Below are 21003 nucleotides of genomic sequence, written 5' to 3'. Positions count from 1 at the left end.
TGTTCGGCTCAATGAATACTGAACATTACATAAAGTAATGTTTGAATTGACTGTGCTCTTATTGGTTTTCACTTTAGAAAAGTAAAACAAAACAGCTCAAGGCTGCTTCCCAATTCGAATGGTCACTTCGTATCATTGAAACCTAATTTGATACCGAAGTATCTAATTGGATTATCATCAACGAGTGCCCACACAGATTGATAGGTCTATATTGTTAAAGAGCAACTCTTCTTTGTGATTGACATCACTTCGGAAGAGGCGGCCATTCTAGCGAGATAATTTATTGTGTCAAACACTTTCTTCAAATTATTTCGTTTTTCTTTTCAGCCTTATCAACTTCGCTTAAACCCTTGTGAGGCCTTGCCCTGTCGACGAGGAGGCATTATAGAGATCGCGCTCACATTGGCAAGTGTTATTTTTCAAAAATTGCAAAAATAATGGTTAAACGATGAGTTTTCGATCAAAGCTTCATTTATTCAACTTTACCCCAAACTCTCACACAACTTATCCACAGAGTTGTTCTTTGAGACGTGTTTTTCAAGTACCATAAATAAAGATAGCTGCTTTATTGCAGCTATCTTTATTAAACTTAACCTAAACTCTATTTAAAGAGCATTATGGCTATATGCCAGACCCATCTTGTTCAGAGCCATCATCTTCGTGTAGGCCACATTCTCGCTTTAAGCCAAAGAATCGAGTTTCTTCCTCTGACATTCCCGGCTCCCATTTACGAGTGGTATGTGTATCACCAACTGAAAGGTAACCTTCATCCCACAATGGGTGGTATTTAAGGCCGTGTTGTTCTAAGTAGTAATGAACGTCTTTATTAGTCCAATCAATTACTGGTAGAAATTTAAACACACCGTTCTGAATTGATAGAATCGGTAAACCTGCACGAGATTTACTTTGCTCTCGACGCAGTCCAGAGAACCACGTTCCAACATTAAGCTCTTTTAACGCTCGACGCATCGGCTCAACTTTATTGAGCTTGTTGTATTTTTCAATTCCCTCTACGCCCTGCTCCCATAATTTTCCATATCGAGCTTCTTGCCAATTCGCACTTTCTTTGGCTCGATAAACTTTTAAATTTAGGTTGAGAGCATCTGTCAGCTCATCGATAAATCGGTACGTCTCAGCAAACAGGTAACCAGTATCGGTTAGAATGACGGGGATGTCCGTTTTGGCGCGAGTAACTAAATGAAGCATAACCGCGGCTTGAATACCAAAACTAGAAGAAACCGCGAACTCGCCTTCTAGATTATCTAAAGCCCACGCTACTCTCTCTTGTGCTGAAAGCTTTTCGAGCTCGACATTAATTTGAGCAAGACGGAGGATTTGCTCCGTCTTTGTTAATGTCAGTAACTCTGTGAGCTCAAGCCTGGACGCTACAGAATCAAGCATGAAAGTCCCTCTTTGATACGAGCACTTCTTGGATAATGCCAGCACGAATAGTGAAATCGCCAAAGGCTTCGCCTTCTTCACGCTCTTTCGACCATCGAGCCACCAGCAGATCAATCTCTTCTAAGATTTGCTTATCCGTGATGTTCTCTTTATACATTTTTGGTACTCGAGTACCGGCACGGTTACCACCTAGGTGTAAATTGTAACGACCCGGCGCTTTACCAACTAGACCAATTTCAGCCAACATGGCGCGACCACAACCATTTGGACACCCAGTTACACGCAAAATGATGTTGTCATTTTCTGGTAGGTTGTGCTTCTCCAGAATCCCCTCCACATCTGTAACAAACTGAGGAAGGAAACGTTCAGCTTCTGCCATCGCTAGCGGACAAGTTGGAAAAGCAACACAAGCCATTGAATTCTTACGCTGTTCACTTACGCCGTCGTCCATTAAGCCATGTTCACGAGCGATCTTTTCAATCTTCGCTTTTTCGTTTTTAGGTACACCCGCAACAATTAGGTTTTGGTTTGCTGTCATGCGGAAATCGCCTTTGTGGATTTTGGCAATTTCAGCAACACCCGTCTTAAGTGGTTTACCTGGAAAGTCTAATAAGCGACCGTTTTCGATGAAAAGCGCTAAATGATATTTACCATCAATTCCTTCTACCCAGCCAATACGGTCACCACGTTCTGTGAATTCATATGGACGGCTTTGCTCAAACTTAACACCAGCACGTTTCTCGACTTCCGCTTTAAAGACATCGCTACCTACACGATCCAATGTGTATTTGGTTTTTGCGTTCTTACGGTTTGAACGGTTACCCCAGTCGCGCTGAGTTGTGACAACTGCAGCCGCCACATCAAGTGTTTTTTCTAGTGGGATGAAACCGAAATCGTCCGCACGGCGTGGGTAGGTTGACGTATCGCCATGCGTCATCGCTAAGCCGCCGCCGACCAGGACGTTAAAACCAACCAGCTTGCCGTTATCTGCAATCGCTACGAAGTTGAGATCGTTAGCGTGTACATCTACGTCATTTTGCGGTGGGATAACCACTGTGGTTTTAAACTTACGTGGTAAGTAGTTCTTGCCTAGAATCGGTTCGTCTTCTTCCGTGCTTTCTACTTTTTCACCGTCTAGCCAAATCTCAGCGTAAGCACGTGTTTTCGGAAGCAGGTGTTCACTGATCTTCTTCGCCCATTCGTAAGCTTCTTGATGAAGTTCTGATTCCACCGGGTTCGTGGTACACAACACGTTTCGGTTTACATCACCCGCGGTTGCAATCGAATCAATGCCAATACTGTTGAGCGTTTGATGCATCAACTTAATATTCGGTTTTAATACCCCATGAAACTGGAACGTTTGGCGAGTCGTCAGACGAATACTTCCATATAAAGAGTGCTCCGTTGCGAACTTGTCGATAGCTAACCATTGCGTTGGCGTGATGATGCCTCCAGGCATGCGAGCACGAAGCATCACGTTATGCAATGGCTCTAGCTTTTGCTTTGTGCGTTCATTGCGGATATCACGATCGTCTTGCTGATACATACCGTGGAAACGAATTAACTGGAAGTTGTCGGCAGTAAAGCCACCAGTAATACGGTCCTGTAAATCTTGCTCAATGGTGCCACGTAATAAGTTACTTTCTCGCTTCAGGCGCTCGTTATCAGATAGCGGCCCTAGCTCTTCGCCTAATACAATCTGCTTGTTATTTTCAGTAGAAAAAGTCATTAGTACACATCCCTCTGATAACGTTTCGCTTTACGTAGGTCATTAATAAATTGTTCTGCATCGTCACGCGGCATCTTGCCTTCTTGTTCAGCAACGATAACCAGTGCGTCGTGCACATCTTTTGCCATACGCGTTGCATCACCGCAGACATAGATATAAGCGCCTTCTTGGATCCACTGCCACACTTGAGCTGCGTTTTCTAAGATGCGGTGCTGTACGTAAACTTTTTCTACTTGATCACGACTAAAAGCAACATCCAATCGGCTTAGTACTCCTGACTTGAGGTACTTTTGCCATTCAACTTGGTATAAGAAGTCTTGAGTGAAAGTACGATCACCAAAGAACAACCAGTTTTTGCCTTCAGCATCGCGGTTTTCACGTTCCTGAATAAAGCTACGGAATGGTGCGATCCCTGTGCCTGGACCAACCATGATAATTGGAGTGCTATCATCTTCCGGCAGTTTAAAGTTGTTGTTATGCTCAACAAATACTTTAACTTCATCTCCCTCTTCGAGACGCTGTGCTAAGAAGCTCGACGCACCACCATATCGTTTTTCGTCGTTTTGTTCGTACTCAACCAAAGCAACCGTTAGGTGTACTTCTTCATCGACCTCTTCTTGGCTTGATGCAATAGAGTAAAGGCGAGGAGTAAGACGACGAAGCAAACTAATCAACTCATCTGCGGTTAACTTGGTTTTCTTCTCTGCCAATACATCAACAATTTGAGTATTTGCAGAGTACTCGCGAAGTTTATCTTTATCGTCAACCAGCTTTTGTAGCTTCTTGCTACCGGATAACTCGGCAAACTTTGTAATGAGCTGTGGGTTAGATGTTGTGATTTCATATTTACTCACGAGAGCACTATGAATTGACAAGCTTTCGCCATCAACATCAACGGTTTCAACCCCAGACAAACCGACCTTACCAAGAATGGCATTAGCAAGTTCTGAACTATTTTCAAACCACACACCTAGCGCATCACCAGGCTGATACGTTAACCCCGAACCTTCCAAGTCAATTTCTATATGACGAACATCCTTTCCAGAATCACGACCCGTGATTTTTTGACTGGTCAGTAACGTCGCTGTGTATGGGTTTTGTTTATTGTAAGGAGAGTGCGCAGTCGCAGCTTGACCCACAGGAAGTTGAACCACATCCGCTTCAGTGCCAGAAGAAAGCGTATCTTTTACCTTACCTAACGCATTCTTACGCCATTCAGCTGCTGGTGCTTCATAATCCACATCGCAATCAAGACGATCGATAAATGGGGTCGCGCCTAACTTTGATAGGTAAGCGTCGAAGTCTTTACCGGTTTGACAGAAGAATTCGTAGCTCGAGTCACCCAGAGCAATAACGCCATATTGAAGGTTTGACAGCTTAGGAGCTTTCTTAGATTGCAAAAACTCGTGTAGCTCTATAGCGTTATCTGGTGCTTCGCCTTCGCCATTCGTCGATGCCACAATAATGACATGTGTTTCTTTGGCTAAGTTTTTACCTTTGTAATCACTTGCATCAAAAAGTTCGACAGCAATTCCTTCTGCTTTTGCTTCCTGCTCTAAAGCTTCAGCAACGCCTTTAGCGTTGCCAGTTTGGGAAGCAAAAATAATACTCAACTTACCTGCTGGCTTCGCTGATACGGCTGCCGTCGCTTGTGCAATTGGCGTTACCGCTGTATTTGGTTGATTTTGAGCTAATCCCCAAAAATACCCACTGACCCAAGCAAGTTGCTGTGAAGACAACTCAGAGACAGTTTGTTGGAGTGAGCTAATTTGTTTGTCATTCAGAGGGCTTGCGACTGGAGGATTTCCTCCTTGCCCATTATTATCTTCAGACACATTCTTGTGAGAATACTCATTCTTTTGAAAAGACATTATCACGACATCCCTATTCATTGCGTGACGATAGAGTACCCACTCTCCTTAATAACAAGAAAGAATAGAAGTGAATGTTTTATAACTTTTTGGAAGTAAGAACGGCTTACTTTTTGCTCATCGATCTTCAATGCGGACTTGTTGAAAGCCTACTGCCATTGCCGATTTTGACGCTGCATCCAAATCTTCATAAAGACATTCTTCACCATGACTGTCCGTCAGAAAAACAAAACCACCGCGCGCATGTCTGAACTCCACAACCCAGCCACCCTCTTGGATTGCAGGTTCAATAATCGCTTCGACAAGCTGATTTTCACGGAATAGATGTCTTAGTTCGTTTATTGTCATCGCTATCCCTGCTTTAACTTTCACATTGCTCCTAGGTAAGCATGGTCTAAGTCAGCAAAATAGGCAGAAAATTCGATTGGATATAATGAAGTGATATAAAAAACGCCGCTTATAAAGCGACGTTTTAAAAAAATCGAGTATCTAATCTGGCTGCATTTAGAATGCGTATTCTGCACTCACAAAAAAGCCGTTAGCAAAAATAAACTCTTTCCCTAGATCCGACATGAATTTCTCGGACTCCAAATCAATCACGCGGTAACCACCACGAAAAGCCAGTTGAGCTTTTTCGAGCGGTACATGGTATTGAACACCGGCCATGAAATCAGTGCTTTTGATACCTTTGTTGTCACCAAAGTTTATCTCACCAATCACATCAAAATTTGTGTCCGGAACTTGAATCTCTGCGTAACCGTACCAAGCCCAAATCAGCTCATCAAACTCTTCTATACGCTTGTTTGAGCCAGCATCAATGTATTTAGTGTCACTTAAATTACTGAATGTAACACCCGCATCAAAATGCAATAAATCATGCTCCAGAACTTGGTAGTACATGGTGAAATCGAGCTTATCGAACCCCATGTAATCCGCATCAACACTTGAGTAGCGAAGGCGCGCATTAGGAACGTATTTAACATCATGTTCAATCGCCGCGTAAAATGCGCCTGTTGTGCTGCTATCTCGTCTTACTTCATTTACTTTAGTGTCAGCAGCCCAGATCTCTGCGCCGACTTTCGTCGATACAGAATAATCTGCAAAAACAGGAAAAGATACTGCCAACGATAATGCTGTTAAAGCGATGGTCGCTTTATTTGTCATGTAGTGTGTACTCCGAGATAGCTGATGTTCACGTTGAAGACGTGAGAGGAAATATACCATACTCTCACGTCTCTCTATCAACTAAATCATGTCACTCGTTATTTATAGCGGGGCTGGGCAACGTAATTCTTGAAGAACCAAACACCCAATGCAATCACGATTAACCATGGCAATAGTTTGAGTACCGCTCCGACCATTCCCAGTAAAAACATCACAACTAACGCAATACCGGTTGCTGCGAATACGGTCATCATTGTGATACCGGTAACCAATAGGGTCGCCGCAAAGACTAAAATAAAGATTAGCTCCAACATAATCACTTCTCCATTTGTTTTTAATAAACAGAGCAGTTTCCATACCAACTTACCAAGATGACGATAACACAATGATTTTTATTCAAAAATAAAGCCAGAGGCATTTCTGCACTCTGGCTTACTTGTTCTTTAGTTGGTAATTTTAGCCAACCACTGGTGAATTTTACACATTCAATTCTTTTGGAATCTTCGCTAACGCGTCTTGCAGCACTTCTAAACCAGAACCCGGCTTGTGCGCATTTTCACTGATATGACGACGCCATTGACGAGCACCTGGCATGCTTTGGAATAAACCTAACATATGACGGGTAATATGACCAAGGTACGCACCTTTCGCTAATTGCGCTTCAATGTATGGGTACATTTCTTCAACAATTTCGCTGCGTTTCTTCACTGGAGCATTAGAGCCAAATAACTCTTGATCTACCGATGCCAGCAGATATGGGCTTTGGTAAGCCTCACGACCAATCATCACACCATCAAGATGCTGAAGATGTTCTTTGGCTTCTTCTAGTGACTTTACACCACCGTTAATAGCAATGGTTAAGTGAGAAAAATCTTGCTTCAATTGGTAAGCTCGTGGGTAATCCAATGGTGGGATCTCACGGTTTTCTTTCGGACTAAGACCACTTAACCAAGCTTTACGCGCGTGGATAGTGAACTGCTCACAGCCCCCCTTTTCTGAGACAATAGAAACAAAATCCGTTAGGAACTCGTAAGAATCATGATCATCAATACCAATACGAGTCTTGACTGTCACAGGAATATCAACCACGTCCTTCATTGCAGCGACACAATCCGAAACCAACTGTGGTTCCGCCATTAGGCAAGCACCAAAGCGACCGTTTTGTACACGGTCAGACGGGCAACCCACATTGAGGTTAACCTCATCGTAGCCACGCTCTTGAGCCAGTTTGGCACACTTTGCCAAGTCTTCTGGGTTTGAACCACCCAACTGAAGGGCCAACGGATGCTCTTCTTCGTTGTAAGCCAGGAAATCTCCTTTTCCATGAATGATCGCACCTGTCGTCACCATTTCAGTGTACAGCAGGGTTTCTTTGGTCATTAAGCGATGGAAGTAGCGACAATGACGATCGGTCCAGTCGAGCATTGGTGCTACGGAGAGCCTGCAAGAATGAGTCATGATATAAACACCCGTTTTTATGTTGCCAAGGTCGAGCGCAGCAGTACGCTCAAAAAATAAGTCGGGTATTGTATACCCAAGCACTTCTAGGTGCTAGTTTCAGCGAGAATGATTTGGTTGTCTGGCTAGCCAAATGCTTAGGAATGCGCAGCAGTAATACGAATCTGTCACTCGTTGATTCATTCTGTGATGACTATTCCGACTTCACACCACCACCGACTTGCTTTAATTCATGATTTTCGTTCTGATAGTGGGTAAAATGAAGCATTTCTAAACGAACTTCGTATAGAAATGATTTATCATAGAGCACGTCCGATAGTTATGGTGAAAGGTTTGAACCCAACAATCATTGAACAAATTGAAAGTATCTGCGCAGAGCGTGGAGTACGTTTGACTCCGCAACGCCGACGCGTATTTGAACTCATTTGTTCTAATCGCCGCGCCTCAAGTGCGTATGAGCTATTGGAGCAACTAAAAGAGAGTGAGCCTCAGGCTAAGCCTCCCACTGTTTATCGAGCATTAGATTTTCTCCTAGAGCAAGGCTTCATCCACCGAGTGGAATCGACAAATAGCTTTATTACTTGTTGTTCTTTCAATACTCAGCAGCACTTTTTCCAATTACTAATTTGCGATAAATGTGGTGATGTCGTTGAACTCGAAGATGAGACGCTGATATCCTTGTTAGCCGAAAACGCCGAGAAGCATGGATTCAAACTGACCAACCAAGTTATTGAAACTCATGGTGAATGCCAGGCCTGTTCCTCCGAGACGAAAGAAAAAGTATAGAAGAACGTTATGCGCGCTGAATTTGTAAACCCGTTTTTAGCTTCTTTAATGAACGTGCTAAAAACCATGGCTTCTCTTGAGCTGAAGCCACAAAAACCGCGAATCAAAAAAGATGAGATCGCACGAGGTGACGTTTCTGGTCTGATTGGCATGGTAGGTCCACAAACTCGTGGTTCAATGTCGATTACCTTTGATGAAGCGCTAGCTCTAGAAATCATGCAGAACATGCTTGGTGAGCGTCCAAATGGACTCAATGAAGAGGTCACCGATATGGTGGGTGAGATCACCAACATGGTGACTGGTGGTGCGAAACGCATTCTGGCGGAAAGTGGTTTTGATTTTGATATGGCAACACCGGTAGTGGTTTCTGGCCGAGGCCATACGATTCGCCACAAGTGTGAGGGCTCAATCATCATCATGCCTTTCTCTTCCCAATGGGGAAATGCCTTTATCGAAATTTGCTTCGAATAAAAGAGAAAAAATAGGTTGGCACTGGCCAACCTATTTTGTTTTTGCCTCAGGCAATAAAAAAGGTCAGCATTTGCTGACCTTTTCTTTATCTATTCAAACCAAACATTAAGCTTTGAACGCTTTAAATGCGTTGATTAGACCATTTGTTGAGCTGTCATGCGAGCCGATTTGAGACTCGTCTGCAAGCTCAGGTAGGATTTGGTTAGCCAGTTGTTTACCTAGCTCCACGCCCCATTGGTCAAAGCTGAAGATATTCCAGATAACACCTTGTACGAAAATTTTGTGTTCGTACATTGCGATCAAGTTACCCAGCGTACGAGGCGTGATTTGCTTCACTAGGATAGAGTTTGTTGGACGGTTACCTTCAAACACTTTGAATGGCGCGATCGCTGCCACTTCTTCAGCGTTCTTACCTGCTTTCACCAACTCTTCTTTCACTGTTTCTTCACTCTTACCAAACGCTAGTGCTTCAGTTTGCGCAAAGAAGTTGGACATCAGTTTTTGGTGATGATCGCTAGCTGGGTTGTGGCTGATTGCAGGTGCAATGAAGTCACATGGGATCAGCTTAGTGCCTTGGTGAATCAGTTGGTAGAACGCGTGCTGACCGTTGGTACCTGGTTCACCCCAAATAATAGGGCCCGTTTGGTAAGTCACAGCATTGCCTTCACGGTCAACGTATTTACCGTTTGATTCCATGTTACCTTGTTGGAAGTACGCCGCGAAACGGTGCATGTACTGATCGTAAGGTAAGATAGCTTCTGATTCCGCACCGTGGAAGTTGTTGTACCAAATACCGATAAGCGCAAGGATCACAGGGATGTTGCTTTCTAGGTCTGTTGATACGAAGTGCTTGTCCATCTCGTGAGCACCTTCAAGCAGCTCAACGAAGTTGTCGTAACCTACCGCTAATGCGATTGATAGACCGATTGCAGACCATAGTGAGTAACGACCACCAACCCAGTCCCAGAATTCGAACATGTTCGCGGTATCAATACCGAACTCAGACACGGCTGTCGCGTTCGTTGAAAGCGCAGCAAAATGCTTAGCCACGTGAGCTTGATCACCCGCAGACTCTAGGAACCAATCACGAGCAGTGTGCGCGTTAGTCATGGTTTCTTGCGTTGTGAACGTCTTAGACGCGATCAAGAATAGCGTCGTTTCTGGGTTAACTTTCTTCAACGTTTCAACGATGTGAGTACCATCAACGTTAGATACGAAGTGAAGGTTTAGATGATTTTTGTATGGTGCTAGAGCTTCCGTCACCATGTAAGGACCAAGGTCAGAACCACCGATACCGATGTTCACGATATCTGTAATTGCTTTACCTGTGTAACCTTTCCACTCACCGCCGATAACGCGTTCAGTGAATGATTTCATTTTTTCTAGAACCGCGTTCACTGCTGGCATTACGTCTTCGCCGTCTACCATTACTGGTGTATTCGCGCGGTTACGTAGTGCAGTGTGAAGAACAGCGCGACCTTCTGTTTGGTTGATCGCTTCGCCACTGAACATCGCTTCAATTGCAGATTTCAGCTCAGTCTCGTTCGCAAGAGCGAACAGGTGCTTCAGAGTTTCCTCATTGATGAGGTTCTTTGAGTAATCGACTAGGATGTCTGAGCCGAAACGTGCAGAGTATTTGTCGAAACGCGCTGCGTCTTGAGCAAATAACTCTTTAAGATCCATATCTTGTGCAGATTCGAAATGCGCAGTTAGCGCTTTCCAAGCTTGTGTTTGCGTTGGATTGATATTTTTCAACATGGTCTTTATCCCGATGTTACAGTAGGTTCCATTCCTTACAGTCTAGCGAAAACTGTGGAATCCCCGATTTAGCAAATAGAATATTAATTAGATGTTTGGGCGAATTGCCACAAAACAAGTCTTTGTAATTTTTTTTCAGGTGCCAATTATGACTGAGAGTATTTACACTCACATTGAGTTAGGTCACGTTCCCTGCCCTGAAAATGAACAATTCATTTACGATGACAAGAATCATATCACTTACTAATGACAGGCTCTAATTGGAATAGGATAGACGCCAATTTATAAATTTCCAAAGGAACACGTATGTGGGCACAAAAAACACTGCAATTAAAAGCGAGAAGCCGCGGTTTTCACCTAATAACTGATGAAATTGAACAACAATTACCACAAATAAACGAGCTTTCAGTAGGTTTATTACACCTATTTATTCAGCATACCTCCGCCAGTTTGACCTTAAATGAGAATGCTGATCCAACCGTGCGTATGGACATGGAAGCGCATTTCAACAAGTTTGTACCAGAGCGTGCTCCTTATTATCAGCACACCTATGAAGGTGATGACGACATGCCAGCACACATTAAAGCATCCCTACTTGGCAGTAGTGTGACGATACCAATCCAAAATGGTCGATTAGCTTTAGGGACATGGCAGGGCATTTACTTGGGTGAGCACCGAGACTTTGGCGGCGGCCGCCGCGTTATTGCTACGATTAACGGTGAGTAGATAAAACAAAGGCTAACCTTAGGTTAGCCTTTCGCTGTTTATTTTGAGTACTCCATCTCGACGCGAGGCGTTAGCTTAGTCACGAGTTCATACGCAATGGTACCAATGTGACCCGCCACTTCTTCTACTGGGAGCTCTTTCCCCCAAAGAATTGCTTCGTCGCTGACTTTATCCGTTGCATCTGGTCCCAAATCGACCGTCAGCATATCCATAGAAACTCGACCTGCGATAGGTACTTTACGACCATTTACCCAAACCGGAGTGCCGTTCGGGGCACTTCTTGGGTAACCGTCGCCATACCCTACTGCGATGACACCGACTTTTGTATCTCGTTTACTGGTCCACATACCGCCGTAGCCAACACTTTCGCCCTTCTTAACTTCACGTACCGCAATAAGATGGGATTTAAGTGTCATCACGGGTTGATACCCCAGATCTTGTGCGGTCTTGTCATCAAATGGCGATACACCATACATGATGATGCCCGGACGAACCCAATCCAAATGGCTTTGAGGCCATGCCAACAACCCCGCAGATGCCGCAAGTGAACGCTCCCCCTGACAACCAGAGGTCAACGACTTAAACAGCTCAACCTGTTGGGGAGTGATATGGCTATCCAGCTCATCTGCACAGCCAAAGTGACTCATGTAACGTAACGGCTTGGCTACGTTTGGACACTCTTTCAACCGTGTGACAAACTCATCATATTGCTCAGGGCGAACGCCAAGACGGTGCATCCCACTGTCAATCTTAAGCCACACGACAACCGGAGTTTCAAGGTCGGCTTGCTCCAAAGCGATAAGCTGCTCTTCACAATGCACCACGGTTTGAATGTTGTTCGTCACAAGAACAGGTAAGTCACCTGGAGAGTAAAAACCTTCTAGCAATAGAATCGGCTTTACCACGCCACAAGCGCGCAGTTGCAACGCTTCTTCAATGCGCGCAACACCAAAGGCATCCGCATGGTTGGCATGTTTTGCAACGTGACGTAATCCGTGACCATAGCCATTGGCCTTCACTACAGCCATCACTTTACTTTGGGGCGCTTGCGCTTTCACGCGCTGTAAATTGTGCTGCAACGCAGACAAATCAATGCACGCCTTGGCCGCTTTCATATAGCTCATGGGGTTACTCATCATCAATATCGAATGCAGGACCCGCGTAGTTGTCAAAGCGCGAGTGTTGACCTTGGAAGGTGAGACGCACAGAGCCGATAGGGCCGTTACGTTGCTTACCAATGATGATTTCTGCCGTACCTTTGTATGGGCTATCTGGGTGATACACCTCGTCACGGTAGATGAACATGATCAAGTCGGCATCCTGCTCGATAGAGCCCGACTCACGCAAGTCCGAGTTTACTGGGCGTTTATCTGAACGTTGCTCTAGGGAACGGTTAAGCTGAGACAGCGCCACGACGGGCACATTCAGCTCTTTTGCCAGCGCTTTCAGAGAGCGCGATATCTCCGCAATTTCCAGCGTACGGTTATCAGAGAGTGCAGGCACGCGCATAAGCTGAAGGTAGTCGACCATGATCATCGACAGACCGCCATGTTCACGTGCGATACGGCGAGCGCGTGAACGCACTTCGGTCGGAGTTAGACCGGAGCTGTCATCAATGTACATGTTTTTCTTCTGCATCAAGATACCCATAGTAGAAGAAATACGCGCCCAGTCTTCGTCATCCAACTGACCCGTACGGATCTTGGTTTGGTCAACGCGAGACAAAGAGGCCAACATACGCATCATCAACTGCTCGGCCGGCATCTCTAGCGAGAAAATAAGAACAGGTTTCTCTTGTTGCATGGCCGCATTTTCACACAAGTTCATCGCAAAGGTCGTTTTACCCATCGATGGACGCGCCGCGACAATCACCAAATCAGAACCTTGCAAACCTGCGGTTTTCTTATTGAGGTCAGTGAAACCTGTGTCGACACCCGTTACACCATCTTGCGGTGTTTTATATAACAACTCGATACGTTCTAACGTCTTTTCGAGGATGTTATCAACATTTTGTGGCCCTTCGTTTTCACTGGTTCGTGACTCAGCGATGGCGAAAACTTTACTCTCCGCCATATCAATCAGATCTTCCGAACTTCGACCTTGAGGATCGTAACCCGCATCCGCAATCTCATTCGCGACACCGATCAAACCACGGACGATCGCACGTTCAGCAACAATATCAGCGTACGCATTAATGTTAGCGGCGCTTGGCGTGTTTTTCGCCAAATCTGCAAGGTAAGCAAAACCGCCCACATCTTCTAATTGCTCGTGACGCTCCAGGTATTCCGATAAAGTAATAAGATCGAGAGGCTTGCCCGCTTCAAGAATGGTTTTTACACCTTCAAAAATTAGGCGATGCGGACGACTATAGAAATCACTGCTTACAACACGTTCGGCAACGGTGTCCCAACGTTCATTGTCCAGTAAAAGACCACCAATTACTGATTGCTCGGCTTCTAGTGAGTGAGGTGGCACTTTGATTGCGTCGACCTGACTGTCTGAAGGTTTGCGATTTCTGTTTTCCGCCATGACTTTGCTCGATAACTACTATTGACCCACGATTATAACCTTAACCTAACTGAGATGCTTCCCCGAAGCGACAATTACTTGTTAAGAAATCAACATGCGAACCGCACAAGTAATAGCCTGGTTCTTCCGCCCAGCTCTAATAAAAATTAACCTACCATTGACCCAACAAAATATCTGTATCAGTATCATGCCCTCCTTTTTAATTACGTTCGAGGTTGATGTGTCCCGATACTGGTTACTTAGCTTTAGCTTACTATGCGCTAGTGCATCGTATGCTGACGAATCAGTACAGCCAGAGCAAAATATTGATGTGCCCGACCCATTAAAAACCGAGGTGGAGTTCGGCTATCAAGCTCACACAGGTAACACGGACTCTCGTTCCCTGAATGCTCGTTTGAGTGCTGAATATACGTCAGGTCGACACCGTTCTAATGGTGAATGGAAGTACTACAACTTGTACAAAGACGGTGAAGAAGACAAACGCTCATCCACCTACGCCCTACAGAGTGACTACAAGTTAGGTCCTAAAACGTATTTGTATGGCAGCTTTAAAGGGGTGGATTCTCGTTACAGTGCCTATTTTAAAGACTACACCTTATCAGGTGGTTTGGGTTACCAGTTTTCCTACACTGAAAACTTCATTTTAGAGGTAGAAGTTGGTCCTGGTTTTCGTTATCAAGAACCAAATTTAGATGAGATCGATGATGACGACATTGTCTTTCCCGATATCGTTCGAGAAGGCATTTTTCGAGGGAATATCAATACGACTTGGCACGCACTAGATAATTTGAGTTTCGCGGCTGATATTACGTTGGTAACAGGTAAAAGTAACACTCGGGCCGATAGTGAGCTCAGCGTGACCAATGATATTACTGAAGATATCGCACTAAAACTGGCACACTCTCGTCAGTATCACGATAAAGTGCCTGAAGGCTTAAGCAAAGCGGATAGCGTATTTTCCGTTAATTTACTCTTCGCTTTTTAACCCGTTTTTTCTCCCAGTTTTAGAAATAAAAAAAGCACCTCCGAAGAGGTGCTTTTTAGTATTTCGTCTTGATACTGAATTACTCAGCAGCAACAACTTGTAGGTTCACAGTTGCGAAAACTTCAGAGTGAAGTTGAACGCTGATCTCGAACTCACCAGTTGTACGTAGAGCACCTTCAGGAAGGCGAACTTCGCTCTTAGCAACTTCAACGCCTGCAGCTGTGATAGCGTCAGCGATGTCACGAGTACCGATAGAACCGAATAGTTTGCCTTCGTCACCAGCTTTAGAAGCGATAACTACAGCTTCTAGAGCGTTAACTTTCTCTGCGCGAGCTTCTGCAGCAGCTAGTTGCTCAGCAACTTTAGCTTCTAGTTCAGCACGACGAGCTTCAAACATTTCAACGTTAGCTTTAGTTGCCATAACTGCTTTACCTTGTGGGATAAGGAAGTTACGAGCGTAGCCAGATTTAACGTTTGCAGTATCGCCAAGACCACCTAGGTTACCAATTTTATCAAGTAGAATAACTTGCATTGCTTAATCCTCTTTCTTAATAAAATGAACCGATTACTGATGCTTGTCAGTGTACGGTAGTAGAGCTAGGTAGCGTGAACGCTTGATAGCACGTGCTAGTTGACGCTGGTACTTAGCGCTTGTACCAGTGATACGGCTAGGTACGATTTTACCAGCTTCAGTGATGTAGTTTTTAAGAGTTGCTACGTCTTTGTAATCAATCTCTTGTACGCCTTCTGCAGTGAAACGGCAGAATTTACGACGACGGAAGAAACGAGCCATGGGCTATCTCCTGATCTTAAATTTGAGTAATGTTGTCGGCGTGTAACACTAATTTTCCCACGCCATTTCGGCCGGTTTGATAAGTGACAAAACCACTTACCTTAATGTTACTGCCTTGAACTAAATTCTGAGTTAGTGCTTGTGACCCAAGCCCGCTGACGACTACCGGCATACGACAATAAACTTGTCGAGGTAAGTCAGCTTCGATAATAGTAGAGCGATGCTCCAGCCAAAACCGACAGTGTTCAATGCCACCAGGGCTTTTACTACGAATGGGCGGTTTGGCAATGGTGCCGCTCAGCTCCATTCGATTGGCCATAAGAAAACTTACTCAGCAGCTTCTGACTTAGCTTCAGGCTTAGCTTCAGAACGCTCTTCACGACGTGGAGCACGCTCTTCTTTTTGCTTAAGCATGATAGATTGCTCAGTGATCGCTGCTTTAGTACGCATGATCATGTTACGTAGAACTGCATCGTTGAAACGGAAAGCAGTTTCTAGCTCATCAATTACAGCTTGGTCAGCTTCAACGTTCATAAGAACGTAGTGAGCTTTGTGAAGCTTGTTGATTGGGTAAGCCAGTTGACGACGGCCCCAGTCTTCTAGACGGTGGATTTTACCGCCAGCTTCAGTGATTGAACCAGTGTAACGCTCGATCATGCCAGCAACTTGCTCGCTTTGATCTGGGTGCACCATGAATACGATTTCGTAATGACGCATTGGTTGCTCCTTACGGATTATTCAGCTTCCACAAATGGCTCAGTCGTCCAGAGGAAGCAAGGAACTAAAGATAATTGACTGAGTTTAAGGAGCACGAATAGTACAGAAAGGGCGCAAAATAGGCAAGTGATTATTTGCTCAACGCAGGGGATATTTTATTTCATCCAACGCTAGAAATAACAAAGGCTGCCAATAAAGTGACAGCCTTTAAAATCAGGGCATTATCGCGCGTATATCAGGACTTATTTCACTTCAGCCAGTTCCGTGCGCATTTGGTCGATCACTTGTTTGTAATCTGGCTGACCGAAAATCGCCGAGCCTGCAACAAACATGTCTGCGCCCGCTTCTGCGATTTCACGAATGTTGTCAACCTTCACACCGCCATCAATTTCTAAACGGATATCGCGACCAGACTCATCGATCATCTTACGAACTGCACGCAGTTTATCTAGCGTGTGAGGAATGAATGATTGACCACCAAAGCCAGGGTTAACCGACATTAGTAGAATCATGTCGACTTTGTCCATGATGAACTCAAGGCTCGCAAGTGGCGTTGCTGGGTTTAGTACCACACCAGCCTGACAGCCGTGCTCTTTAATTAACTGCAGTGTACGGTCTACATGATCGGAAGCTTCCACATGGAATGTAATCATCGACGCACCCGCTTTTGCGAAATCAGGAATAATGCGGTCAACCGGTTTCACCATTAGGTGAACATCGATTGGCGCTGTGATGCCGTAATCGCGTAGTGCTTTACATACAGGTGCACCAAAAGTCAGGTTTGGTACATAGTGGTTATCCATAACGTCGAAATGTACCACATCCGCACCCGCTGCGAGTACTTTCTCGACATCTTCACCGAGACGAGCAAAATCTGCCGATAAAATGGATGGAGCAATAAGAAAATCTTTCATACCTGACCTCAGTAGTAATGAGCAAACAATCTGCGCGCAATTCTACCGAAGCCAGTGGGGAGATCCACTATTTAGATTTAATAGTGTGAGAACTAAGAGCTTGGTTGATCCATCTCAGGGGCATGAAAAAGCGCAAGCAGCTCATCGACTTTATTACGACCACTGCCATTGCGGCTAATGGTGCGCTTTACTTTTACTACATTGAGATCTGCACCGTGATACAACCGACGCGTCAACGTAGTGTCGTGGTTAGAAATCAGAACCGGAATACCACGCTCAGTCGCCGTTCTTTCAGCAATGTCGGCTAATGCAGCCTGGTCATCCAACGTGAAACCATTACCTGCGTATGAGGTGAAATTTGCCGTGTTTGAAAGCGGTGCATAAGGAGGATCGCAATACACCACACTCCCCTTACGTGCTCGGCGAAAAGTTTCTGGATAACCTTCACAAGCGAACGTGGCTTTCTTGGCTTTTTCGGCAAAAAACTCCAATTCCGCCTCTGGGAAGTAAGGTTTTTTATATGAACCAAACGGAACGTTAAAGCCGCCTTTTTTGTTGTAACGGCATAGGCCATTAAAACCAAAGCGGTTCATGTACAAAAACGCCAAAGAGCGGTACATCACGTCATCTGTTTTATTAAACTCAGCGCGAATGTGTAAGTAGGCTTCTTTACGGTTATTCTCGGCAACAAACCAACGCTTCGCTTCAGAGATATACTCTTCAGGGCGCTCTTTTAGTAGGTTGTACAGATTGATCAGATCTGGATTGATATCTGCCAGTAGGTAATGGTCATAGTCGGTATTCAGAAACACTGAGCCCGCGCCAACAAAAGGTTCAACTAGCTTTCGAGCCGGCGGTAAATGACGTTGGATGTCTTCAACCAGTCCGTATTTTCCTCCTGCCCATTTAAGAAAGGCTCGTTGCTTTTTCATCTACTGCTCTATCTATCGACCAAAAATTAAGGCTGCGGAATGTAACATATTTTTCAGCGAAGCTCAGGTTTATTTCACTCGATCAATTTCGCGATGAACCTGACGGAGTGATTTTGCCCAAGGACTCACCGACTTAACCGAATCAGGCAAGCTTGCAACGGCATCGCGAGCCATTTGAATTGTCGGATAATCTTGGTATGTGATGATATACCACTCGGTGCCATTGCGAACGGTAGGATAAATTCGTACTTGATCATTCAGCCGATGCTCATCGAGGAAGGCTTGTACATCCTCCATTGACGTCATAGCAGCAAGCTGCAGTGTATAGGCTCTTGGTGATAGTGCTTTTAATTCTTCGCGAGCAAATGAAAACTTAACCACAGGCTGCTTCGCACCGTCTTCTCCTGACTGAGCAGAAGTTTGCGTCATACCTTGATTTGGTTTTACGACTTTAATCAAAGGAGAGTCAGTTTCATCAGCAGTTTCTGCTTTATCAGTACCTACGATATCATCAATCGCTTTTGTGTCTGCTGAATCAGCTTTACCTTCAAGCAATGCATCGACCACATTCGACTCAATCACCACTCTCTGTTGATTGTCATCACTGCCAACGCTCGCCACTTCTTCCGTTACTGCTGGCGGTAATGAATCAGAATCATCAATCGCGCCAGAGCCATCAAGACCACTGCTAGTGTCATCAGTCACAGATTGTAGTGAAGACTGCGCAGCACTGATTCCTGAACCTTCAAAAGTTGGAATAGCCGTTTGCTCTAAACTACCAGCAATTTGCTGCGCTTTATCATCAGGGCTTGGTTGATTATACATCCACCAATAGCCACCAGCAGCAAGCAACAGTAATGCTAATACCACTAACGCAATATTCAGCGGTGAACCGACAATCGAGCGGATAATGATCCTTTTTTCCACTTTCATCTCTCCTAACGCCATGATGTCACCCGGTACTGGGTCAACTTTTTTAAATGCATCTCGAACCCGCTTCTCCGCCTCATCATCAACATAGCGCGCAACAAGTGATTCAAAGAAACGACGGGCTTCCACTTCGGACAACATATCAATATCAAGCTCAACAGGCTTTATCTCTTGTCCGTAACTGAGACGTGACAGCAATCCTTCTAAGCGCCCAGACTGCGTAAATAATAAGACATTGATGGTCCAATTCGGCTTATGATGCGCCTCTAAAACCAGCATCCAAAGCTCAGAAACGAGCGTCTCACTTAATAAATGCGCATCATCAACCACAATCGCGATATCACAAGGCTCATCACCCAATAGTCTTTCGAGGCTATCAAGTAAAGGCTCTTGCTGATTAAACAATGCGTCCGAAACCAGTTGACTCAAAATAAGGATGCGGCGCTGCACATCATCTTGATTAGAATGACAAAGTAACAAACATTGATTCTTGTTACTGGCACCCACTTCAAGGTATCGCTGCGCTAACCAAGATTTTCCATAACCATCATGACCATTAATCGCAATGAAATTGGAACCAAAATTAGTCAGCAATCCTAACCTATCAAGCAACTCGATTTGAGAATCTAATTCCAGAACGTGAGCAACACTCATCTAATAACCTTAATACACTACAAGAATGACGCCCAAAGGCGCCATTACAAGGTTAAATATCGCGACCGAAGTCTATCGCCTGTTTGAGTACGTCTTGTGTCGTATCAGCAATGACCTCGGCACTACCAATGCCTGTAGGTAGAACTAATCTTAATTGACCAGAGAGGACTTTTTTATCTCGCATCATATGTTTGAGGAAGTCATCGAAGCTCATACTTTCTGGAGTATGAACAGGCAGTTTGGCACGACGTAAAATCGCAACAATACGCTCAAATTGCTCTGCTGAGATAAGACCGCGCAGATGCGAAGTTTTGGCCGCCATAACCGTGCCAGCAGAAACCGCTTCACCATGCAGCCAATTGCCGTAGCCAAGCTCAGCTTCAATCGCATGACCAAAGGTGTGACCTAAGTTGAGCAGAGCGCGGATGCCCGATTCTTTCTCATCCTGAGCCACCACTTCCGCTTTTATTTCACAGCAACGTGCAATGGCATAAGTTAGCGCTTCTTCATCCAACGCGTACAAGCGTTCAAGGTTTTCTTCCAACCATACAAAAAAGTCTGCATCGTAAATGATGCCGTACTTAATGACTTCTGCGATACCTGCTGCGAATTCACGCTCAGGCAACGTCGATAAACAGTTGGTATCGATGATCACGGCTTTAGGTTGGTAAAACGCACCTATCATGTTCTTACCCAACGGATGGTTAACCGCGGTTTTTCCCCCCACCGAAGAGTCCACTTGAGATAGTAATGTCGTTGGTATTTGAATAAAGTCGACCCCACGCTGGTAACAGGCAGAAGCAAAACCCACAAGGTCGCCAATAACGCCACCACCTAACGCGATGATCACAACATCACGAGCGTAATTCCCCTCGAGGAGGAAGTTCATCACTTGGTTAAACACATCCAAGTTTTTGTACTGTTCGCCGTCAGGCAATTCTAACAAGGATGCACTACAACCGAGCTGCTCGAGCTGCTTTAAAATTTTGTCAGCATACAAAGGCGCCACTGTGACATTACTGATCACAACAACTTTTTGTTTTGCATTTTTGTTTGAGAGAACTTGAGAGAGGTACGCCGGGTCCTCAAATAACCCGGCGCCAATAGAGATTGGGTAGCTACGCTCAGCTAGGTTGACCGTAATCCGTTCCATCGGTTTGCTCCAATTAAAAAAAAGATAAAAAC

General features: G+C 44.8%; 22 protein-coding genes. 4 read left to right on the top strand and 18 right to left on the bottom strand.

Annotated features, from left to right (window positions below; translation table 11 throughout):
* Window positions 1-621: 621 nt before the first annotated feature.
* From EX191_RS20315 to dusA, 7 genes are all read right to left on the bottom strand, one after another.
* The gene (locus EX191_RS20315) at window positions 622-1401 is read right to left on the bottom strand and encodes a phosphoadenylyl-sulfate reductase (protein ID WP_193448368.1); all 780 of its coding nucleotides are present in this window, start codon (window positions 1399-1401) and stop codon (window positions 622-624) included.
* Window positions 1394-3130, bottom strand: coding sequence for an assimilatory sulfite reductase (NADPH) hemoprotein subunit (gene cysI / locus EX191_RS20310; RefSeq protein ID WP_193448367.1), 1737 nt, complete (start codon window positions 3128-3130; stop codon window positions 1394-1396). The genes EX191_RS20315 and cysI overlap by 8 nt, the downstream gene beginning before the upstream one ends.
* Window positions 3130-5001: an assimilatory sulfite reductase (NADPH) flavoprotein subunit gene (locus tag EX191_RS20305; RefSeq protein WP_193448366.1), complete on the bottom strand. Its 1872-nt coding sequence runs from the start codon at window positions 4999-5001 to the stop codon at window positions 3130-3132. The genes cysI and EX191_RS20305 overlap by 1 nt, the downstream gene beginning before the upstream one ends.
* A 117-nt stretch (window positions 5002-5118) precedes the next feature.
* Window positions 5119-5349, bottom strand: a complete 231-nt coding sequence (locus tag EX191_RS20300) for a hypothetical protein (protein ID WP_005455817.1) — start codon at window positions 5347-5349, stop codon at window positions 5119-5121.
* Window positions 5350-5505: 156 nt separating this feature from the next.
* On the bottom strand, window positions 5506-6165 hold the full coding sequence (locus tag EX191_RS20295; protein ID WP_193448365.1) for a TIGR04219 family outer membrane beta-barrel protein: 660 nt from the start codon (window positions 6163-6165) through the stop codon (window positions 5506-5508).
* Between the two features lie 98 nt (window positions 6166-6263).
* A complete protein-coding gene (gene pspG, locus EX191_RS20290; protein ID WP_005398086.1) occupies window positions 6264-6479 on the bottom strand; it encodes an envelope stress response protein PspG in 216 nt (71 codons plus the stop codon).
* A 163-nt stretch (window positions 6480-6642) separates the two neighbouring features.
* Window positions 6643-7623, bottom strand: a complete 981-nt coding sequence (dusA, locus tag EX191_RS20285; protein WP_139059619.1) for a tRNA dihydrouridine(20/20a) synthase DusA — start codon at window positions 7621-7623, stop codon at window positions 6643-6645.
* Between the two features lie 321 nt (window positions 7624-7944).
* On the opposite strand from dusA, the gene zur reads away from it, so the two are divergent.
* Together zur and EX191_RS20275 are read left to right on the top strand one after the other, a co-directional pair.
* Entirely contained in the window at window positions 7945-8409 is a 465-nt protein-coding gene (gene zur / locus EX191_RS20280; RefSeq protein ID WP_005381268.1) for a zinc uptake transcriptional repressor Zur, read from the top strand.
* 9 nt (window positions 8410-8418) lie between these two features.
* Complete coding sequence (locus EX191_RS20275) at window positions 8419-8880, top strand: chemotaxis protein CheX (protein ID WP_005381269.1); 462 nt, start codon at window positions 8419-8421, stop codon at window positions 8878-8880.
* Window positions 8881-8985: 105 nt separating this feature from the next.
* Here EX191_RS20275 and pgi read toward each other — a convergent pair whose 3' ends face one another.
* The gene (gene pgi / locus EX191_RS20270; protein ID WP_139059620.1) at window positions 8986-10638 is read right to left on the bottom strand and encodes a glucose-6-phosphate isomerase; all 1653 of its coding nucleotides are present in this window, start codon (window positions 10636-10638) and stop codon (window positions 8986-8988) included.
* Between the two features lie 306 nt (window positions 10639-10944).
* On the opposite strand from pgi, the gene EX191_RS20265 reads away from it, so the two are divergent.
* Window positions 10945-11364, top strand: a complete 420-nt coding sequence (locus EX191_RS20265) for a secondary thiamine-phosphate synthase enzyme YjbQ (protein ID WP_046874640.1) — start codon at window positions 10945-10947, stop codon at window positions 11362-11364.
* A 38-nt stretch (window positions 11365-11402) separates the two neighbouring features.
* Here EX191_RS20265 and alr read toward each other — a convergent pair whose 3' ends face one another.
* Both alr and EX191_RS20255 read right to left on the bottom strand, forming a co-directional pair.
* Entirely contained in the window at window positions 11403-12479 is a 1077-nt protein-coding gene (alr, locus tag EX191_RS20260) for an alanine racemase (protein ID WP_206677676.1), read from the bottom strand.
* A gap of 13 nt (window positions 12480-12492) precedes the next feature.
* Entirely contained in the window at window positions 12493-13893 is a 1401-nt protein-coding gene (locus EX191_RS20255) for a replicative DNA helicase (protein ID WP_005395704.1), read from the bottom strand.
* Between the two features lie 220 nt (window positions 13894-14113).
* Between EX191_RS20255 and EX191_RS20250 the strand changes: the two genes are divergently transcribed.
* Window positions 14114-14878, top strand: a complete 765-nt coding sequence (locus EX191_RS20250; protein ID WP_006743223.1) for a DUF481 domain-containing protein — start codon at window positions 14114-14116, stop codon at window positions 14876-14878.
* A 79-nt stretch (window positions 14879-14957) separates the two neighbouring features.
* Here the strand turns inward: EX191_RS20250 and rplI are convergent, their stop codons facing one another.
* The 8 genes from rplI to aroB form a co-directional block, all read right to left on the bottom strand.
* Window positions 14958-15410: a 50S ribosomal protein L9 gene (gene rplI, locus EX191_RS20245; protein ID WP_005381278.1), complete on the bottom strand. Its 453-nt coding sequence runs from the start codon at window positions 15408-15410 to the stop codon at window positions 14958-14960.
* 33 nt (window positions 15411-15443) lie between these two features.
* Window positions 15444-15671, bottom strand: coding sequence for a 30S ribosomal protein S18 (gene rpsR, locus EX191_RS20240; RefSeq protein WP_000090472.1), 228 nt, complete (start codon window positions 15669-15671; stop codon window positions 15444-15446).
* Window positions 15672-15687: 16 nt separating this feature from the next.
* Window positions 15688-15990 (bottom strand): primosomal replication protein N, encoded by a 303-nt coding sequence (gene priB / locus EX191_RS20235; protein ID WP_005381298.1) that lies wholly within the window; start codon window positions 15988-15990, stop codon window positions 15688-15690.
* Between the two features lie 8 nt (window positions 15991-15998).
* The gene (rpsF, locus tag EX191_RS20230; protein ID WP_005381299.1) at window positions 15999-16388 is read right to left on the bottom strand and encodes a 30S ribosomal protein S6; all 390 of its coding nucleotides are present in this window, start codon (window positions 16386-16388) and stop codon (window positions 15999-16001) included.
* A 242-nt stretch (window positions 16389-16630) separates the two neighbouring features.
* The gene (rpe, locus tag EX191_RS20225; protein ID WP_005395709.1) at window positions 16631-17302 is read right to left on the bottom strand and encodes a ribulose-phosphate 3-epimerase; all 672 of its coding nucleotides are present in this window, start codon (window positions 17300-17302) and stop codon (window positions 16631-16633) included.
* Between the two features lie 92 nt (window positions 17303-17394).
* The gene (locus EX191_RS20220; RefSeq protein ID WP_193448363.1) at window positions 17395-18234 is read right to left on the bottom strand and encodes a Dam family site-specific DNA-(adenine-N6)-methyltransferase; all 840 of its coding nucleotides are present in this window, start codon (window positions 18232-18234) and stop codon (window positions 17395-17397) included.
* A 69-nt stretch (window positions 18235-18303) separates the two neighbouring features.
* Window positions 18304-19818 carry an SPOR domain-containing protein gene (locus EX191_RS20215; RefSeq protein WP_193448362.1) on the bottom strand — a complete coding sequence of 505 codons (1515 nt, stop codon included), beginning with the start codon at window positions 19816-19818 and terminating at the stop codon, window positions 18304-18306.
* 52 nt (window positions 19819-19870) lie between these two features.
* Window positions 19871-20971: a 3-dehydroquinate synthase gene (aroB, locus tag EX191_RS20210; RefSeq protein ID WP_046874636.1), complete on the bottom strand. Its 1101-nt coding sequence runs from the start codon at window positions 20969-20971 to the stop codon at window positions 19871-19873.
* Window positions 20972-21003 lie beyond the last annotated feature (32 nt).

It is taken from the genome of Vibrio chemaguriensis, from assembly GCF_012275705.1.
In the GTDB taxonomy this organism is placed as follows: domain Bacteria; phylum Pseudomonadota; class Gammaproteobacteria; order Enterobacterales; family Vibrionaceae; genus Vibrio; species Vibrio diabolicus.
The sequence above is the reverse complement of the archived record's forward strand: the minus strand, read 5'-3'. Positions and strand labels throughout refer to the sequence as shown.

Excerpts from the sequence above, each read along its gene's own strand:
- EX191_RS20315 (WP_193448368.1), bottom strand. The coding sequence starts at position 1,401 with ATGCTTGATTCTGTAGCGTCCAGGCTTGAGCTCACAGAGTTACTGACA.
- cysI (WP_193448367.1), bottom strand. The coding sequence starts at position 3,130 with ATGACTTTTTCTACTGAAAATAACAAGCAGATTGTATTAGGCGAAGAG.
- EX191_RS20305 (WP_193448366.1), bottom strand. The coding sequence starts at position 5,001 with ATGTCTTTTCAAAAGAATGAGTATTCTCACAAGAATGTGTCTGAAGAT.
- EX191_RS20300 (WP_005455817.1), bottom strand. The coding sequence starts at position 5,349 with ATGACAATAAACGAACTAAGACATCTATTCCGTGAAAATCAGCTTGTC.
- EX191_RS20295 (WP_193448365.1), bottom strand. The coding sequence starts at position 6,165 with ATGACAAATAAAGCGACCATCGCTTTAACAGCATTATCGTTGGCAGTA.
- pspG (WP_005398086.1), bottom strand. The coding sequence starts at position 6,479 with ATGTTGGAGCTAATCTTTATTTTAGTCTTTGCGGCGACCCTATTGGTT.
- dusA (WP_139059619.1), bottom strand. The coding sequence starts at position 7,623 with ATGACTCATTCTTGCAGGCTCTCCGTAGCACCAATGCTCGACTGGACC.
- zur (WP_005381268.1), top strand. The coding sequence starts at position 7,945 with ATGGTGAAAGGTTTGAACCCAACAATCATTGAACAAATTGAAAGTATC.
- EX191_RS20275 (WP_005381269.1), top strand. The coding sequence starts at position 8,419 with ATGCGCGCTGAATTTGTAAACCCGTTTTTAGCTTCTTTAATGAACGTG.
- pgi (WP_139059620.1), bottom strand. The coding sequence starts at position 10,638 with ATGTTGAAAAATATCAATCCAACGCAAACACAAGCTTGGAAAGCGCTA.
- EX191_RS20265 (WP_046874640.1), top strand. The coding sequence starts at position 10,945 with ATGTGGGCACAAAAAACACTGCAATTAAAAGCGAGAAGCCGCGGTTTT.
- alr (WP_206677676.1), bottom strand. The coding sequence starts at position 12,479 with ATGAAAGCGGCCAAGGCGTGCATTGATTTGTCTGCGTTGCAGCACAAT.
- EX191_RS20255 (WP_005395704.1), bottom strand. The coding sequence starts at position 13,893 with ATGGCGGAAAACAGAAATCGCAAACCTTCAGACAGTCAGGTCGACGCA.
- rplI (WP_005381278.1), bottom strand. The coding sequence starts at position 15,410 with ATGCAAGTTATTCTACTTGATAAAATTGGTAACCTAGGTGGTCTTGGC.
- rpsR (WP_000090472.1), bottom strand. The coding sequence starts at position 15,671 with ATGGCTCGTTTCTTCCGTCGTCGTAAATTCTGCCGTTTCACTGCAGAA.
- priB (WP_005381298.1), bottom strand. The coding sequence starts at position 15,990 with ATGGCCAATCGAATGGAGCTGAGCGGCACCATTGCCAAACCGCCCATT.
- rpsF (WP_005381299.1), bottom strand. The coding sequence starts at position 16,388 with ATGCGTCATTACGAAATCGTATTCATGGTGCACCCAGATCAAAGCGAG.
- rpe (WP_005395709.1), bottom strand. The coding sequence starts at position 17,302 with ATGAAAGATTTTCTTATTGCTCCATCCATTTTATCGGCAGATTTTGCT.
- EX191_RS20220 (WP_193448363.1), bottom strand. The coding sequence starts at position 18,234 with ATGAAAAAGCAACGAGCCTTTCTTAAATGGGCAGGAGGAAAATACGGA.
- EX191_RS20215 (WP_193448362.1), bottom strand. The coding sequence starts at position 19,818 with ATGAGTGTTGCTCACGTTCTGGAATTAGATTCTCAAATCGAGTTGCTT.
- aroB (WP_046874636.1), bottom strand. The coding sequence starts at position 20,971 with ATGGAACGGATTACGGTCAACCTAGCTGAGCGTAGCTACCCAATCTCT.